Below are 14,976 nucleotides of genomic sequence, written 5' to 3' on the forward strand. Positions count from 1 at the left end.
TCATGAAACCATCTAACGATACCGCTAGCGAGGAAGCCTGGCTCAAGGCCAGGCTTCCTTTGGAGGGCCTTGAACGCCGATTGGCGATGATCGATCCAGGCCTGCGCATTCTCGATATCGAACCTGTCGGCTTTCCCTATCTGCTGTTCCTGTATCGCTGGGAATCCCGGCGCTGGGGAACCCGGCGCCAGGAACTGATGAGCTGCCTGGTGGATCGCTGTCAGGGAGTCAGCACGACACTGGAAGGTGTCGAATTTGGCGACCCTCTGGCCTCGGCCACCCTGCCAGTGCCAGAACTGGAAACGTCACCGCTTGAACGCAAGGCGCGTCAGCATGTCATGCAGGTGCGTCGCCACCGGCTCAAGCGTCGGAGTGCAGCAGAGCTGGAACTGGCTCGCACCCAGAACATCCGCAAGCCACTATGGCGTATCCATGCCCGGCATGGCCAACATGGTGAACTCGACTTGCTGATCGATGCCATCAACGGCGGTTACTATGTGATGTAGGATCGTGTGATGTAGGATCATGTGGTGTAGGACCGGCTGATGTGGGGCCAGTTAAACCAAGACCTGAGCTCTCACTGGCCGTCCAGCGGACGCCTGCTGTCTGGCCGGACGCTAAGCCTCGCCTTGCCAATCTGCAATTCGCGCCAGCGTGGCAAGACCGGCACCAGCTCGCTCGAAGGAATGTTCTCCGACAGAGCAGGACGGTCATCCCCTTCCTGCTGCGAGCCATCGATGGTCATGTCTAGCGACCACCACTGTTCTGCTTCCCGAGGCTCGGTTTTTCCGTGCTCTGATTCGAGATGCCCTGATTTGAGATGCCCTGATTTGCGATAGAACAGACGCGCCTCGACAAAAGACGAGTGATGCAGCACCAGCAGATAGTCAGTTTCACCGTCACCATTCAGGTCCACGGGCAACAACTGGGCTGCGGTGGTGTATCCCTGATCAAGTTCATCTGCCAGATCTCGACTCAACGCCTCCCACAGCCCCTCGGGCAATCCTTCTCTCTCCAGACCAAAGCTGGCAAGTGCCTTGCCCTGCAGGTCGGAAGCATCACCATCATCGTCGGAGGCAGCCCCCAGCAGGCGGTCTATGCGCAAGGCTACCCGGGGATGGCTGTCAGCATAACGTTCACGCAATGCATGCAGGGCCTGGTCACCGGGGATCGCCAGATGGTAGCGCAGATAAGCGTAATCGAATTCCTCGACATCGACCTTGCCGCGGTCCAGGCGGGACAACTGGCTAGCCAGGGAGATCTTGCGGAAGTCCACCAGCGGAGAATTGACCAGCAACATGCTCAGCATGACAACCAGGCCGAGGGCAATGTTTATCCTTCCCACACCGTGCATCCAAGCATCGCGCCGGCGCAGCATGTTCAGGCAGTAGCCAATGCAGAATAGCGAGAGCAGCGCCCAGATCAGAAACGCCCAGCAACGCTCTACTGTCCAGCCATACTGGGCAACGCGTAGCCACAGGCCATAGCCACTGATGGCACTGTAGATGGGCAGCAAAGCGATCGAGACATAGATGGCACGATGTAGCCAAAGTGGGTAATCACGGCGCTCGGGGTCGGCCTGATACACGACATTGGTGAAGAACAGCATCAAGGCCAGCAGCCACAGCACCAGGAAACTGCCGCCCGACGCCCAGAGCGGCCCCAGCCCGGTGAAAGCCAGTGCAGCCAGAAACAACACACTGACCAAGCACAGGATAACAAGGATGATCCTGGCCAGGATGTGCAGAATCCCCACGATGGTATCGAACAGGTTCGACTGGCGACGCAGCAGAGCGATTCCCAGGCCATGGGCCACGGACAGAACCGGATAGAGGAACCAGTGGCTGGAAAACAGATCCTGGAAAAAGTCGATATTGATAGCCGCAAACAGCTCGGCCCACAACAACAGCAAGGCACTGACGCACAACGAGAACAGCAGCGCCAGTGTCACGGTCAAGGCCGTACGCCAGGAGTCGCGGAACAGAATGCGATATTCCAGCGAACCACCGCGGCTCACTTGTTGAATGTACAGGACCACCTTGAAGGTGGCGATGGCCAGTGTCATGCCCAAGCCCGGAACCAGATCAAGACGATCCACATGCTGCTGGGTGCCAGTGTAATAGCCGAGCGCTCCTATCACCCCCGTGTACAGGCACGTCCACAATACAACGCTTGTCGTCTGTTCACGGGTATACGTCAGCAGCAGCACTTCCGGGCCGAAGATCACCATGCTGTACAGGGCAATCAGCCACCCAGGAGAAACGGCAGGCCAGACCTCGAGTTCCAGCGATTGATGCAACGCCAGTAGCGCCAATCCCTGGAACAGGGCTATCAGGATGAGAGTCGGTGTCAGGCTGGGCTTGTGGTCCATCCTTGGAGCACTCCTATGTATCAGACATGACGAATCATTGCACACCTGGGCCATGTGGCCCTAGAAAGCACAACCCCCAGCGACCTGAGGCAGGGCTGGGGGTTGCAGCATCAACGGCAGCCTGTCGCGCTAGCGCTCAACCACACTTGGACCAGCCACAACCTGCATAACAGGTCGGACAACCGTCCATCATGATCAACTCACCGCGACATTCAGGACAATGGCCGACCACCGCGGGACCATCGCCTTGTGAATGCTCTTTGCCCTGGGAGCCATCCTGGCCCTGGCTGCCTGCCTGAGCCTTGCCATCGATAGGTTCGAAAGCACCAGCCTGCGCTATTTCTTCATCCTCGACTTCGGCCGGAAACCAGCCATGGCCGGAGGCCTGGCGCCTGGCATAGCGGCTGACCAGCTCTTCTACCGGGACCTGATGACCATCCTGGTCGAGGAAACCGCGACGATAGAGAATCTGCTGTATCGACCAGGCAATGGCGGCCACTTCGGAGTCGTGGAACATGGGCTTGCCCCAACGATTCATCCCGCAGCGCACCAGCCCTTTATCCCATGCGACCTTGCGCAGATCCGCCACCGCTTGAGTGACGTATCCGCCGCGGGCAGCCAAGGACAGGCTACGCATGGTGGCAGTGATCCACTGGTGCTCACTGGACAACTGACCGGAAGGGAAGAAAAACTCCACCGGCCGCTCAATGATCACACGCTGGCCATTGAGTACACCTTCCACCGGCATGAAGGACACCAGCAGGTAGACCTTCTTCCGTCCTTCTGCACCCACGTATGAGATTTTCTCGGATACCGCTTCCAGAGTGCCTTCAGGGCGCGAAGCAATCCGCAGCGTCAGCGGATTTTCTTCAGGCAACGGTGCCGGAGGAGGTGTTTCCTTCTCCGCCTTGACCCGGTAGCCCACGATCTTCGAGTTGATTTCGACAGCCATCAGCGGGCTCCTCCAGGTAACAGATGATTCAACAGGGACGCCGACATATCGTCACACTTACCACTTGCCATACGTCCCCTCCTTCAAGGCGTCATAAAGGTTGGCGGCAGTATGCTCTTCGCCGTCGTAGACCACCTTTTCGTCACCTTTCAGTTCCACTGTCTCACCATTTTCCAGCTCGAATACGTAGGTGGTGTTCTTGAGATCATCCTCACGCACCAGCACACCCTGGAAAGCTTCCGGATTGAAGCGGAAGGTCGTGCACCCCTTGAGGCGACTCTGATAGGCATCCAGATACAGGTCCTTGAATGCCTCGAAGGGAAATTCGGTAGGTACATTGACCGTCTTGGAAATCGCCGAGTCGACCCATGCCTGAGCGGCAGCCTGTATCGCCACATGCTGCTTTGGCGTGACCGCATCGGCCGTCACGAAATAATCAGGCAGATCACTCTCCACTGCATCGGAACTGATGAAATGGCGATAGGCCGCCAGCTCAAAAGACACCACTTCCACCTGCTCCTTGGTCTTCTTGCCCGCCTGGATCACATTGCGGAAGTAACGATGCGAGAAAGATGGCTCGATACCATTGGACGCGTTATTGCCCAACGACAGGCTGATGGTGCCGGTGGGGGCAATGGAAGAATGATGCGTGAAACGTGCACCATGCTCGGCCAGCTCGACGACCAGTTCCGGCTCGACTTCGGCAACCTTCTGCATATAGCGGCTGTAACGAGCATGCAGAATACGCCCCGGAACCTTGTCACCCACTTCATACCCATCACGCGCCAGCTCCGGACGCTCACGCAGCATCTTCGGGGTCAGCTCGAATTCTTGTTCGAGAATCGGCGCCATACCCTTTTCCTTGGACAGCAGCAAGGCTTGCTTCCAGCCTTCCACTGCCAAGACCCGGCTGACTTCTTCAGTAAAGGCCAGGGATTCAGGCGAGCCATAGGGCATCTTGAGCATGGTCAAGGTGGAACCCAGTCCCAGGAAGCCCATGCCATGCCGGCGCTTGGCTTCAATTTCGCGGCGCTGGCCTTCCAGCGGCAGGCCACTGATCTCCACGACGTTATCGAGCATGCGGGTGAAGATAGCCACTACTTCGCGGTAAGTATCCCAGTCAAAACGCGGCTTCTTGCCGAAAGGATCAACAACGAAACGGGTCAGGTTCACGGACCCCAGCAGACAGGCTCCTTCCGGTGGTAATGGCTGCTCACCGCAAGGGTTGGTGGCTCGGATCGACTCGCAGAACCAGTTGTTGTTCATCCGGTTGACCTGGTCGATCAGAATGAAACCCGGTTCTGCGTAGTCGTAAGTGGAGCGCATGATGGTATCCCACAGCTCTCGCGCCTTGATCACCTCGACCACACGACAGGCCACACGGCCTTCAGCATCCACGGTGTAACCGTCTTCGATGACCGGCCAGTCGCGATAGATCAGCTCGCCGTCGTCCACATCCCCCTTTTCACCACCATGCAGCGGGAAGGCCAGCGGCCAGTCAGCATCATTCTTCACCGCTTCCATGAATTCATCGGTGATCAACAGGCTGAGGTTGAATTGGCGCAGACGCCCAGCCTCACGCTTGGCCTCGATGAAATCACGTACATCGGGATGGCCAACATCGAAGGTGCCCATCTGAGCGCCACGACGACCACCCGCAGAAGCGACGGTGAAACACATCTTGTCGAAGATATCCATGAACGCCAACGGACCATTGGTGCCGGCACCGGCGCCAAACACAAAGGCCCCTTTATGGCGCAGTGTGGAAAACTCGTAACCAATGCCACACCCCGCTTTCAGCGTCATTCCGGCATCCACCACGCTGCCGAGAATATCCTGCATGGAGTCATGAATGGTGCGAGATACGGTGCAGTTGATCAGGCTGACTGCCGGCTTATAGCCTTCAGCCCCCGCATTGGACATGATCCGACCCGCAGGTACCGCGCCATGCTCCAAGGCCCAACGGAACTTGGGCAGCCAGTATTCGGCCTGGTCGCCTTCCACGGCAGCAAGCGCTTTGGCAACACGTTCCCAGGTCGCGCCAAGATCGGCGTCGACGGGGTGGCCGTGGCGGTCCTTCAGCCGGTACTTGGCATCCCATATGTCATAAGAAGGGCCCTGCATAGGTACCTCCTGCGACAACGCAGCGACCTTGGAAGATGTCGTCATTCGTATCCTCTCCGATGGATCTCGGCATGTAAACGTATAGCGAAACAGATGTCCGCGCGAGGGCTGCGCATACTAACGCAGACCACTCACCAGCACCATATATAGTAGAAAAGTGAAGAGAAAATACAATATGAAGTATATTTAGGAGAAGATATCCAAAAAAGCGCCAGCCCAGCAACTGCCAGGGCCAGCACTCAGGGACACGCCATGACCTGCTCAGAACTGCGACATCCTGTCATGCCGCAGCCCGGATTCACCCACAGGGACAACAGGGATCAGACCGTGCGGGAATATCTCCCGGCCCCCTCTCCCAGATAAGCATCGAAGGCCATGGCAACATTGCGCAACATCAAACGCCCGCTCGGCAGTACACGCAAGTACTGAGCCTCAATGGTGATCAGACCGTCGTCCTGCATTTCTTCCAGCGCTTCCAGAGCCGCCGCAAAATGTTCCCGGAATACAATGCCATGGCGCTCTTCGATTGCACTGAAGTCCACTTGTCCATGACACATCACTGCAGTGATCACATCAGCACGCAGATGATCCTCAGCGCTAAGTACATAGCCACACAATACAGGCAGCTCACCGGCATCCAGGCACTTCATGTACTCAGCAGTGGTCTTGACGTTCTGGCTATAGGTGTCCGCCACCCGGCCGATAGCCGTCACGCCCAGACCAATCATGTCGCACTCGGCTCGGGTCGAATATCCCTGGAAATTGCGTTGCAGGGTGCCATCCTGCCGGGCCAGGCTCAACTCATCCTCGGGCAGGGCGAAATGGTCCATGCCGATATAGACATATCCTGCGTGGGTCAGTCTGGAAATGGTCAATTCCAACAGCTCTAACTTTCGTTCAGGAGGGGGCATGTCCTCGTTGCGAATCAGGCGCTGAGCCTTGAACAAGGCTGGAAGATGAGCATAGCTGTAGGCTGCAATACGATCCGGCCTCAATGCGATAACCTTTTCTAATGTAGTAGCGAAACTATCGATGGTCTGCAGCGGAAGACCATAAATCAGATCCACCGACACAGAGGCAAACCCAGCCTCTCGAGCAGATGCCATCAAGGCCGCAACCTGGGCCTCACTCTGCACTCGATTGACGGCTCGTTGCACTCGCTCATCGAAATCCTGCACTCCGAAGCTCACGCGGTTGAAACCTAGTTCACGCAGTTGACTGATCTGTTCGGTGTTGACCGTTCTCGGATCAATCTCAAGAGAAAATTCACGCTTTTCCGGAGCCGAAAAATGGAACGATGAGGACAAGGCACTCACTAGTTCGGCAAGCTGTTCATTAGAAAGAAAAGTTGGCGTTCCACCACCAAAATGCAGCTGCAAAAGCTCACGATTTTCATCAAACAATGCAGCCTGAAGTATAATTTCACGCTTCAGATAATCCAGATATTCTGATGCTCTTTCTCGGTTGTGAGTAATGATCTTGGAGCAGGCGCAGTAATAGCAAAGACTGTCACAGAACGGCACATGAATATAAACCGATAATGGCCGTGCAGGATGCTCATGACTTTTGCTCACTGCCCGCCGGTAATCATGGGCATCATAGGCATCTTGAAAATGAGGAGCGGTAGGATAGGAAGTATAACGAGGGCCGGGACGGTCATATTTTTCAGCCAGGTGTCGCTGGAAGGGAATAACGTCAGCAGACATCAAAGATTCTCCTCGCCCCGTGTGGCAGCTACCTCTTTCAGGGCAATATCCTGATCACCATGCCTCCGGCAGAATCTGGGCTGCAGCGAGGCTTCGTCTGGATGCTCATTGTGCCATTGATGCAGGCGATTCGTGCCATGCACATAACCAGAATATGACCTGCATCAATAATACGGCACTTATTAATTCGTTGCCGGCCTCAAAGATGGATACTTGGCATACGCACTGACTCAGATCAGGCATTGCCTTTCTCTTTCTCGCCATACTCTGTGCCAACTTGCGCTATCTGCTCTTCCTCCCAGAGCGGGCAATGCTAGAGTCAGATTCATCCACATTGTCTTGTTAATTTTCTACTACGTTGCCTTTACGGTACCGAGATACTAACGATGCACCTCACTCGTTTCACTGATTACTCATTGCGTGTCCTCATGTATCTGGCTGATGCTGGAGATGAGCGTACTACCATCGCAGAAATTGCAGCGCGATTTTCAGTATCACGCAACCATCTTATGAAGGTGGTACAGGAACTTAGCCGTCTGGGATATGTCTGCGCCATTCGAGGTAAACACGGAGGCCTTTCTCTCAAACGAACGCCAGAATCCATTCGCCTGGGTGCCCTGATACAGGATACCGAACATAGCCTGGCGCTGGTGGAATGCAGTGTCGATGAGGATAACTGTCATCTATCGTCCGCATGTCGCTTCAACAGTATTGCCAATGAAGCCTTGCAGGCTTTTCTGAAGTCCCTGGACAACTATACACTGGCCGACCTCATGGTTCCGGAGTGCCGCACACGCCTGCGTGAAATGAAACTGATCAACATCCACGTCGAATAGCCTAGGGGGCACTCCCTGTAGGGAGAAAACCTCCCTGATGGACGACAGCCCTTGCAGAGCATGCTAGCCTCGCCGCAGCTGATTTAGAGGAGTTGCCATGCCTTTTCCCTTGTCTCTGGGCCAGCGCCGTCCCTGCGCTCTGGCTGTACTGACCCTGCTGTCGTGCATCAGCCTGGCCTCCATGGCCCAGGCCGTGAGCTTCAATACTCAACAGCAACAACAACATCAGGACTGGGAATCCTTGGTCGTCAGCCTTGGCCAGGAACAGCATATTCGCGCGGTGGAACGGTCGAGCTACACCGATGCCATGCTCAGTATCAACGCCACCCCCGGGCGCTGTACTCGGCACTGGTTGGAAATGCGTTCAGGCCTGGGTGAACAGCAGGCTGTCTCGGGCCAAGTCAACGAGGTTCCAGCCGATGTACTGGTCGATGAGAACCCTGCCATGACCGGGCGCGTGGCCTTGTCCACTGAACGTGGGGACGATGGCCTCTACCTGCGCTTCCACGATATCGACATGCCGTTGCTGGAAGCTCAAATGAGCACCGGGCAACAGCTCCACTTGCGTATCCGCATGAGCGAAAGCCTGGACGACTACTGGTTCATGACCTTCTCGTTGAACGGCGCCAGCGAAGCGCTTTCACGCATACGGAAGCTGTGTCAGTCCAGCCGCTGACGCATCATCAAAAACCCACAACATCTCCTTTATTCATAGTACTTTACGCCTCAACAGACTGGTGATGGCTTCGCCTATCAATACCAGCAGAATAATGGCGCAAAGAATGGTGGCTACGGTTGGCCAGGCAAAGGTATCAATGGCACCTTGCAGGATCACGCCGATGCCACCGGCACCCACCAACCCCAGCACCGTGGACTCACGAATGTTGATATCCCAGCGCAGAATGATGATGGCAAAGAAGGCCGGCATCACCTGGGGGACCACGGCATAAAGAATCACTTTGGCGCGCCCTGCTCCCGTAGCCTCCATTGCCTCTACCGGCTTGCGATCGATTTCCTCGATGGCTTCTCCCATCAATTTGCCGACGAAGCCGATGGAGCGGAACATGATCGCGAGAATTCCTGCCAGGACGCCCGGACCAAAAATGGCGACGAACAACAGTGCCCAGATAATGGTGTTTACAGAGCGGCTAGCCACCAGAATAAAGCGCCCAAGCCATAGACAGGCTTTGTTCGGGGTAGTGTTCTGGGCTGCGATATAGGACACCGGCAATGCTGCGAAGATGGTCAGTGCAGTGGCCAGGGTCGCGATATGCACTGTCTCGACCAGAGCGGTAAGGATGTCATTCGCCTGGCGTAGATCCGGCGGCCACATCCGCTCGAGCAGGCCATGTATCTGCACCGGCGCATCCCATACCCATGGCCAGTAGATGTCCACATCACGTACAGCCCAGACCATGATGGCCGCCACCAGCAACATGATCGCCAGGCGCACCCAGCGTTCACGCCGGTCGTAGCGGGTCCAGACACGCTGTTCCATTGGCTCCATCACCATACGCGCTTCCTCACCCAGCCACTAACGCCTTCACTGACCAGGATCACCGCGATGATCACCAGCAGGATGGCAAAGGCAAAGTCATAGTCATAACGGCCGAAAGCGTTCATCAGTGTGCTCCCTATTCCACCAGCACCCACGATGCCTACCACTGCCGATGCTCGCAGATTGCTGTCAAGCTGATACATGGACAGACCGATCTGACGTGGCAGAATCTGGGGGAAAACCGCATAGAGGAGCGTCGACAGATACCCCGCCCCCACCGCACGCATGGCCTCGACCTGTCCCCAGTCGATTTCCTCGATTTCTTCCGCCAGCAGCTTGCCAACGAAGCCAATGGAATACAGCGTCAATGTCAAAATGCCAGCGAGAGGCCCAAACCCCACCGCCTTGACGAACAGGATGGCAACGATCACCGGATGGAAACTGCGCGCAACGATGATGATGGCGCGCCCGACCAGATATACCGGGCGTGGCACGATATTGCGGGCCGCCATCACGGCGAAGGGGATCGAGAGCAGCACGCCCAGCAATGTCGCCAGCAGTGCTATCTGAAAACTTTCCTTGAAACCATCCAGCAAGAGCTGATAGCGGTCGAAATCAGGTGGCAGTCCCCCGCCGAAGATACGTACCGCCCGGGGCAGGCCTTCACCGATACGTTGCCAATCGAATGGCAGGGTTGCCAATGCCCAGCCCAGGTAGGTAAGCACACCGGCAATCAGCGTCCAACGTAGCCAGGGGTTGGCAATGAAAGGCTGCCTGCGCCAGCGATGAGGAGTGCTCGACATCAGACATTCTCCTCTGCGGGGGTCGGCGCCATGGATTCATCCGGGGCTTCTATTCCACCATAGACTTGGTCCAGGGCCGCCTTGTCGAAGCGCTCAGGAGGGCCATCGAAGATCAACCGGCCATGACGCAGCCCAACGATACGCTCGGTATAGGCTCGCGCCTGTGCCACGTTATGGATGTTGATCAACACTGGCAGAGACAGCTCGCTGGCCAATGAGCGCATCAGTTTCATGATCTGCTCGCTGGTGACCGGATCCAGAGAGGCCGTGGGTTCATCGGCCAACAGAATATCCGGTTCCTGCATCAGTGCCCTCACTACCCCCACCCGTTGGCGCTCTCCTCCGGACAGTTCATCAGCACGCTTGTTGGCATATTGCGCGATGCCAACCCGCTCCATGAGCTGGAAGGCACGCTCGATGTCCTCCTGGGGGAAGCGACGCCGCCATGCCTGCAGGAAAGTCACATAACCCAACCGTCCCGCCAGTACATTCTCCATGACGGTCAGGCGATCGATAAGATTGAACCCCTGGAACACCATGCCAATACGGCGACGTGCATTACGCAGTGCCTGCCCCTTGAGGGTGGACAGTTCTGTACCATTCAGCTTGATTGAGCCAGAGGTAGGCTCAATCAAGCGATTGATACAGCGCAACAAGGTGCTCTTGCCAGCGCCTGAAGCACCGACGATGGATACGACAGAATTACCCTCGACGGAAAGATCCAAGCCTTTCAAGACTGGCTCATCATGACCGTAACGTTTGACCAGCTGAGAAATCTCGAGCATTACGACTCCTGGCCCATCGGCAATGGCCGGCCCCTGCATGAACCAGAGGCCGGGTGTTTTGGATCATTCCAGATTGTCAGGGGTATAGGTCACACCATTGGCTTTCTGAATGGTGCGAATCACGTTCCACTGGTCCTTGTAGGTGATGGGGATGAACTTCTCGACGCCATCGAATTCCTCTCCTAGTTCAGTACCCACGAAGTCGAAGCTGAAGAAGGCTTCCTTGATCTTCTCTACCAGCTCCGGATCCAGATCATGGGCATAGGTATAGGATGTGGTCGGGAAGCGATCGGATTCGTAGATCATGCGCACACTGTCTTCATCATAGAGGCCGCGAGCCGCCATGCGCTCGACCACTTCCGATGCCACCGGCGCAGCGTTGTAATCTCCAGCCACCACACCAAGCATCGACTGGTCATGACTACCGGAATACGTCACCTCATAATCCTTATCGGGCACCACTCCCTGATCAGGGAACAAGGCTCGGGGAGCCTGATTGCCGGAATTGGATGTCGGTGAGGTATGAGCGACCCGCTTGCCCTTGAGATCCTCCATGCTTTGGATATCCGAGTCCGCCTGGGTGTAGACCTGCAAGGTGTAGCCAAAACTTCCATCATCAGAGCCCATCAGAGCAAATGGCACGGCTCCCGCCAGATTGACGGCAAAGGGGGTAGGCCCAGTGGAAAAGCCCGCAATATGCAGACGCCCACTACGCATGGCCTCGACCTCGGCAGAGTTGGACTGCACGGCAAAGAAGCGTACATCCTTGCCAGTCACTGACTCGAGATGATCAATGAAAGGCTGCCAGATATCCGCATATATGGCCGGATCTTCCACCGGGGTATAGGCAAAGATCAGGGTATCTGGATTGACGAACTCTTCAGGATCAGTGGGTGCATCCGCCACCAGGTCACCATCGTGGTCACAGTACAACCGATCGAGTTCCCCTCGCGGACAGTCTTCGGCATAGGCAGTACTGAACGTCAGCCCCATGGAGGCAAGAAGAGCGGCACAGACAGCCGCACTCGGAAGCAGGCGAACCTGCCAGGACAAATATCGCATGGCGTGCCTCATTAATTGTGTGTTGTAGTCTATCGTGATGGTTATACCGGCCGGGATGGCAGGCCAAGAGTTCGAAGACGAACGCACCTGCACAAATATGTGCGATTACGAACATCCACCTCTTCAATCTAGAATGTGACAATCCGATGTCAAACACTCCGAGCCTGGACTTCGCACGGCTCCATAACCACTATCTGCTGATGCGGCACGGCCATAGCCAGGGCAATGCCATGGGACTGATCGTGTCGTCTCCGGAACATGGCCTGAGTGGTTATGGCCTATCGACCAAAGGACAAGAGCAAATTCTCGTGCGCTTGGCGGAATGGCACTTGGCTCCTCCCCAGCGCATCCTGTATTCCGACTTTCTACGCACCAGGGAAACGGCGCTCAGAGTAGCCGAGCACTTTGATGTCCCTTCGGACCCAGAACCTCGTCTGCGTGAGCGATTCTTTGGCGAACTCGACATGCTGCCGGATTCCGCCTATCAGCAGGTATGGGACGAAGATGCCAGAAACCCTGACCACACCGGCGGAGGAGTGGAAAGTGTGCGCCAGGTAGCCAATAGATTGATTGAATTGATCCAGGAACTGGAAAAGGGCTATCAGCAAGCCACATTACTTCTGGTCAGCCACGGCGATCCACTGCAGATCCTGCTGACAGCCGCCGCCGGGCATGACTTGCGTAGCCATCGGGAGCATTTTCCTCTGGCGCCTGCGGACATCCGTCCCCTGATTGGTCACTAAACAAGCGCTGAAACAAGGCTTGTGCCCACCACCTTATTGGCCGCAGTTGTGGACTGGTGGCTGTGGACGAGCAGTTGTGGACAAAACCTTTGTGGACAGAGTTGTGAGTTAGTCCCGTAACACTTTGTGGATAAGCTGTCATCAGCCTGCGGAAAAGCGCTCCACAAGCTTGCTTCCTTGTTGAATACAACGAGAAGAAGCCTGTGGAAAAGACATGCCAAGAAGCGTATCGCCTCAGAGATCCCCGAACCTGGCCTGCAATAGACTCAAGGCCACTACGGGAGCGGTTTCGGTGCGCAGAATGCGCGGACCTAACGTCAAGGCTGCAAACCCAGAGGCTTCAGCCTCTTCGACCTCTCTGGCAGAAAGGCCGCCTTCAGGACCAATCAGAACGCAGGCAGAGGTTACCGACACAGTGCGCTCAAGGATGCCAGGCGTTCCGGGGTGCAACACCAGCCTGAGCGACTCGTCACGGGCCACCAGCCACTCTGCAAGCGGTAGAGGGGCATGCACCTGAGGTACACTGGCTCTGCCACACTGTTCGCAGGCGCTCACTGCCACTGCCTGCCAATGCGCCAGCTTCTTTTCCTCGCGCTCCCCCTTGAGTCGTACATCACCATGTTCGGTGTACAAGGGAGTAATTGTCGCAACACCCAGTTCCACTGCTTTCTGGATGGCATAATCCATGCGATCCCCCTTGGAGATCGCCTGTCCAAGATGCACCGTCAAAGGTGACTCGCCTTGCCCCTGGCGCACGCCCTTTACATGGGCCACGACGCGCTTGCGATCGACTTCCGTCAGTTCCGCAGCCGCCTCCTGGCCAGCGCCATCAAACAGCACCAGGGGCTCTCCAGCCTTGAGCCGGAGCACACGCCCCACGTGACGGGCAGGTCCTTCGGGTAGAACGACGTTGCCGCCAGCAACGAGCGTGGCGGCAACGTGGATGCGCGGCCCTTGAAAGACAGGAGCGGTCATCAGTGGGTTGAGGCCTGCTCGGCCTGCTGCTGCGCACGCATCTTCTTCTGCGCATACAGCGCTTCGAAGTTGACCGGAGCCAGCATCAACGGCGGGAAACCACCACGGTTGACCAGGTTGTCAATGCACTCGCGGGCGTAGGGGAACAGAACGTTGGGACAGAACGCACCCAGAGTATGGTCGAGCTGATCGCCTTCGATACCGGAGATGCGGAACAGTCCAGCCTGCTCCACCTCAGCCAGGAAGCATGTGGTACCACTGTCGGCGTGGGTGACCTGTGCCGTGACCTTGACCACAATTTCGTACAGGTCTTCGCCAACGTTCTCACTGCGCGTATCCAGGTCAAGTGCCACCTTGGGCTTGAACTGCTGGGCGAAGACCGACGGAGAATTCGGAGCCTCGAAGGAAATATCCTTCACATAGATACGCTGCAGGGAGAACTGCAGCTGCGGCTTCTCTTGCTGACCTGCGGCCTGTGCACCGGCGTTCTGGTTATTATCTTCCGACATGAAACAATCCTTTCGTCGTAGCCATGAAATAATAGGCGATGAAATAATGGGCGATGATGTCACGCCGCCACAGGATAAACGAGCCGTCCTGCGTGGATGGCCTGTGACAGGTTCCTACTTCTTGACGATGGGCAGACTATCGGCCTGCCACTGAGTCATACCACCTTTCAGCTTCAGCACCCTTTCGAAGCCAGCTTTCTTCAGCTTGGCCTGCACGGCTCCAGAGCTTTGGCCATGCTTGCATACCACAACAATGGGCTTGCTCTTGAACTTATCAAGTTCAGCCATGCGGTCGTCCAGGCTGCTCTGGGGAACATTGCGAGCACCGGCAATATGGCCCGCCTTGAAGTCATTCTTGTCGCGAATATCCAGTATCACCGCATCTTCGCGGTTGACCAGCAGGGTCGCTTCATTGGGAGTCACTCCCCCGGCATTGGCATTGCGCAGTTCATACAGTAGCCAGGCAGTCAGTACGGCGAGGAAGGCTGCCACCAACACTGGGTGATTCTGCACAAATTCGAACAGCTGATCGATCATGGGCTCGGCTAATCTCTTTTCAATACTGAAAAATGAACGCTCACTAACACGGCATGATGCCGTCAAAGGTGCCCA

At 56.3% G+C, this 14,976-nt stretch carries 15 protein-coding genes; 4 read left to right on the forward strand and 11 right to left on the reverse strand.

The features are described 5' to 3' along the window. The first annotated feature begins 2 nt into the window (after nucleotides 1-2). A complete protein-coding gene (locus Q1K07_RS16045; protein ID WP_300313044.1) occupies nucleotides 3-506 on the forward strand; it encodes a hypothetical protein in 504 nt (167 codons plus the stop codon). A 71-nt stretch (nucleotides 507-577) separates the two neighbouring features. On the opposite strand, the gene Q1K07_RS16050 is transcribed toward Q1K07_RS16045, so the two are convergent. The 4 genes from Q1K07_RS16050 to hemN all read right to left on the reverse strand — a co-directional run bounded on the left by Q1K07_RS16050 (nucleotide 578) and on the right by hemN (nucleotide 7,153). Then, nucleotides 578-2,371 carry a DUF4153 domain-containing protein gene (locus tag Q1K07_RS16050; protein ID WP_300313047.1) on the reverse strand — a complete coding sequence of 598 codons (1,794 nt, stop codon included), beginning with the start codon at nucleotides 2,369-2,371 and terminating at the stop codon, nucleotides 578-580. Between the two features lie 136 nt (nucleotides 2,372-2,507). After that, on the reverse strand, nucleotides 2,508-3,323 hold the full coding sequence (locus Q1K07_RS16055; RefSeq protein WP_300313050.1) for a ribonucleoside-diphosphate reductase: 816 nt from the start codon (nucleotides 3,321-3,323) through the stop codon (nucleotides 2,508-2,510). A gap of 57 nt (nucleotides 3,324-3,380) precedes the next feature. After that, nucleotides 3,381-5,492, reverse strand: coding sequence for an adenosylcobalamin-dependent ribonucleoside-diphosphate reductase (locus Q1K07_RS16060; RefSeq protein WP_300313052.1), 2,112 nt, complete (start codon nucleotides 5,490-5,492; stop codon nucleotides 3,381-3,383). Between the two features lie 275 nt (nucleotides 5,493-5,767). Then, the gene (gene hemN, locus Q1K07_RS16065) at nucleotides 5,768-7,153 is read right to left on the reverse strand and encodes an oxygen-independent coproporphyrinogen III oxidase (protein WP_300313055.1); all 1,386 of its coding nucleotides are present in this window, start codon (nucleotides 7,151-7,153) and stop codon (nucleotides 5,768-5,770) included. Between the two features lie 386 nt (nucleotides 7,154-7,539). Here hemN and Q1K07_RS16070 point away from each other — a divergent pair, with 386 nt between their 5' ends. Further along, on the forward strand, nucleotides 7,540-7,989 hold the full coding sequence (locus tag Q1K07_RS16070) for an Rrf2 family transcriptional regulator (RefSeq protein WP_300313058.1): 450 nt from the start codon (nucleotides 7,540-7,542) through the stop codon (nucleotides 7,987-7,989). A 97-nt stretch (nucleotides 7,990-8,086) separates the two neighbouring features. Next, nucleotides 8,087-8,665, forward strand: a complete 579-nt coding sequence (locus Q1K07_RS16075; protein ID WP_300313061.1) for a hypothetical protein — start codon at nucleotides 8,087-8,089, stop codon at nucleotides 8,663-8,665. Between the two features lie 33 nt (nucleotides 8,666-8,698). On the opposite strand, the gene phnE (Q1K07_RS16080) is transcribed toward Q1K07_RS16075, so the two are convergent. From phnE (Q1K07_RS16080) to phnD, 4 genes are all read right to left on the reverse strand, one after another. Next, nucleotides 8,699-9,502, reverse strand: coding sequence for a phosphonate ABC transporter, permease protein PhnE (gene phnE / locus Q1K07_RS16080; RefSeq protein WP_300313063.1), 804 nt, complete (start codon nucleotides 9,500-9,502; stop codon nucleotides 8,699-8,701). Continuing rightward, entirely contained in the window at nucleotides 9,496-10,290 is a 795-nt protein-coding gene (phnE, locus tag Q1K07_RS16085) for a phosphonate ABC transporter, permease protein PhnE (RefSeq protein WP_300313066.1), read from the reverse strand. The genes phnE (Q1K07_RS16080) and phnE (Q1K07_RS16085) overlap by 7 nt, the downstream gene beginning before the upstream one ends. Further along, the gene (gene phnC, locus Q1K07_RS16090) at nucleotides 10,290-11,075 is read right to left on the reverse strand and encodes a phosphonate ABC transporter ATP-binding protein (RefSeq protein WP_300313068.1); all 786 of its coding nucleotides are present in this window, start codon (nucleotides 11,073-11,075) and stop codon (nucleotides 10,290-10,292) included. Before phnC ends, phnE (Q1K07_RS16085) begins: the two co-directional genes overlap by 1 nt. Nucleotides 11,076-11,138: 63 nt before the next feature. Continuing rightward, complete coding sequence (gene phnD, locus Q1K07_RS16095; RefSeq protein ID WP_300313071.1) at nucleotides 11,139-12,137, reverse strand: phosphate/phosphite/phosphonate ABC transporter substrate-binding protein; 999 nt, start codon at nucleotides 12,135-12,137, stop codon at nucleotides 11,139-11,141. Nucleotides 12,138-12,283: 146 nt separating this feature from the next. Here phnD and Q1K07_RS16100 point away from each other — a divergent pair, with 146 nt between their 5' ends. Then, a complete protein-coding gene (locus Q1K07_RS16100; RefSeq protein ID WP_300313073.1) occupies nucleotides 12,284-12,880 on the forward strand; it encodes a histidine phosphatase family protein in 597 nt (198 codons plus the stop codon). Nucleotides 12,881-13,114: 234 nt separating this feature from the next. On the opposite strand, the gene Q1K07_RS16105 is transcribed toward Q1K07_RS16100, so the two are convergent. From Q1K07_RS16105 to Q1K07_RS16115, 3 genes are all read right to left on the reverse strand, one after another. Beyond that, nucleotides 13,115-13,855 carry a 16S rRNA (uracil(1498)-N(3))-methyltransferase gene (locus Q1K07_RS16105; protein ID WP_300313076.1) on the reverse strand — a complete coding sequence of 247 codons (741 nt, stop codon included), beginning with the start codon at nucleotides 13,853-13,855 and terminating at the stop codon, nucleotides 13,115-13,117. Continuing rightward, complete coding sequence (gene secB, locus Q1K07_RS16110) at nucleotides 13,855-14,364, reverse strand: protein-export chaperone SecB (protein WP_300313078.1); 510 nt, start codon at nucleotides 14,362-14,364, stop codon at nucleotides 13,855-13,857. Before secB ends, Q1K07_RS16105 begins: the two co-directional genes overlap by 1 nt. A 114-nt stretch (nucleotides 14,365-14,478) precedes the next feature. Then, a complete protein-coding gene (locus Q1K07_RS16115) occupies nucleotides 14,479-14,901 on the reverse strand; it encodes a rhodanese-like domain-containing protein (protein ID WP_300313081.1) in 423 nt (140 codons plus the stop codon). Nucleotides 14,902-14,976: the final 75 nt, after the last annotated feature.

The sequence above is a fragment of the Halomonas sp. genome (assembly GCF_029263665.1).
Taxonomy (GTDB): domain Bacteria; phylum Pseudomonadota; class Gammaproteobacteria; order Pseudomonadales; family Halomonadaceae; genus Halomonas.

Coding starts and splice junctions, on each gene's coding strand:
- Q1K07_RS16105 (WP_300313076.1), bottom strand. CDS start 13,855: ATGACCGCTCCTGTCTTTCAAGGGCCGCGCATCCACGTTGCCGCCACG.
- Q1K07_RS16045 (WP_300313044.1), top strand. CDS start 3: ATGAAACCATCTAACGATACCGCTAGCGAGGAAGCCTGGCTCAAGGCC.
- phnC (WP_300313068.1), bottom strand. CDS start 11,075: ATGCTCGAGATTTCTCAGCTGGTCAAACGTTACGGTCATGATGAGCCA.
- Q1K07_RS16055 (WP_300313050.1), bottom strand. CDS start 3,323: ATGGCTGTCGAAATCAACTCGAAGATCGTGGGCTACCGGGTCAAGGCG.
- phnE (WP_300313066.1), bottom strand. CDS start 10,290: ATGTCGAGCACTCCTCATCGCTGGCGCAGGCAGCCTTTCATTGCCAAC.
- Q1K07_RS16115 (WP_300313081.1), bottom strand. CDS start 14,901: ATGATCGATCAGCTGTTCGAATTTGTGCAGAATCACCCAGTGTTGGTG.
- Q1K07_RS16060 (WP_300313052.1), bottom strand. CDS start 5,492: ATGACGACATCTTCCAAGGTCGCTGCGTTGTCGCAGGAGGTACCTATG.
- Q1K07_RS16050 (WP_300313047.1), bottom strand. CDS start 2,371: ATGGACCACAAGCCCAGCCTGACACCGACTCTCATCCTGATAGCCCTG.
- Q1K07_RS16075 (WP_300313061.1), top strand. CDS start 8,087: ATGCCTTTTCCCTTGTCTCTGGGCCAGCGCCGTCCCTGCGCTCTGGCT.
- Q1K07_RS16100 (WP_300313073.1), top strand. CDS start 12,284: ATGTCAAACACTCCGAGCCTGGACTTCGCACGGCTCCATAACCACTAT.
- Q1K07_RS16070 (WP_300313058.1), top strand. CDS start 7,540: ATGCACCTCACTCGTTTCACTGATTACTCATTGCGTGTCCTCATGTAT.
- phnE (WP_300313063.1), bottom strand. CDS start 9,502: ATGGTGATGGAGCCAATGGAACAGCGTGTCTGGACCCGCTACGACCGG.
- phnD (WP_300313071.1), bottom strand. CDS start 12,137: ATGCGATATTTGTCCTGGCAGGTTCGCCTGCTTCCGAGTGCGGCTGTC.
- hemN (WP_300313055.1), bottom strand. CDS start 7,153: ATGTCTGCTGACGTTATTCCCTTCCAGCGACACCTGGCTGAAAAATAT.
- secB (WP_300313078.1), bottom strand. CDS start 14,364: ATGTCGGAAGATAATAACCAGAACGCCGGTGCACAGGCCGCAGGTCAG.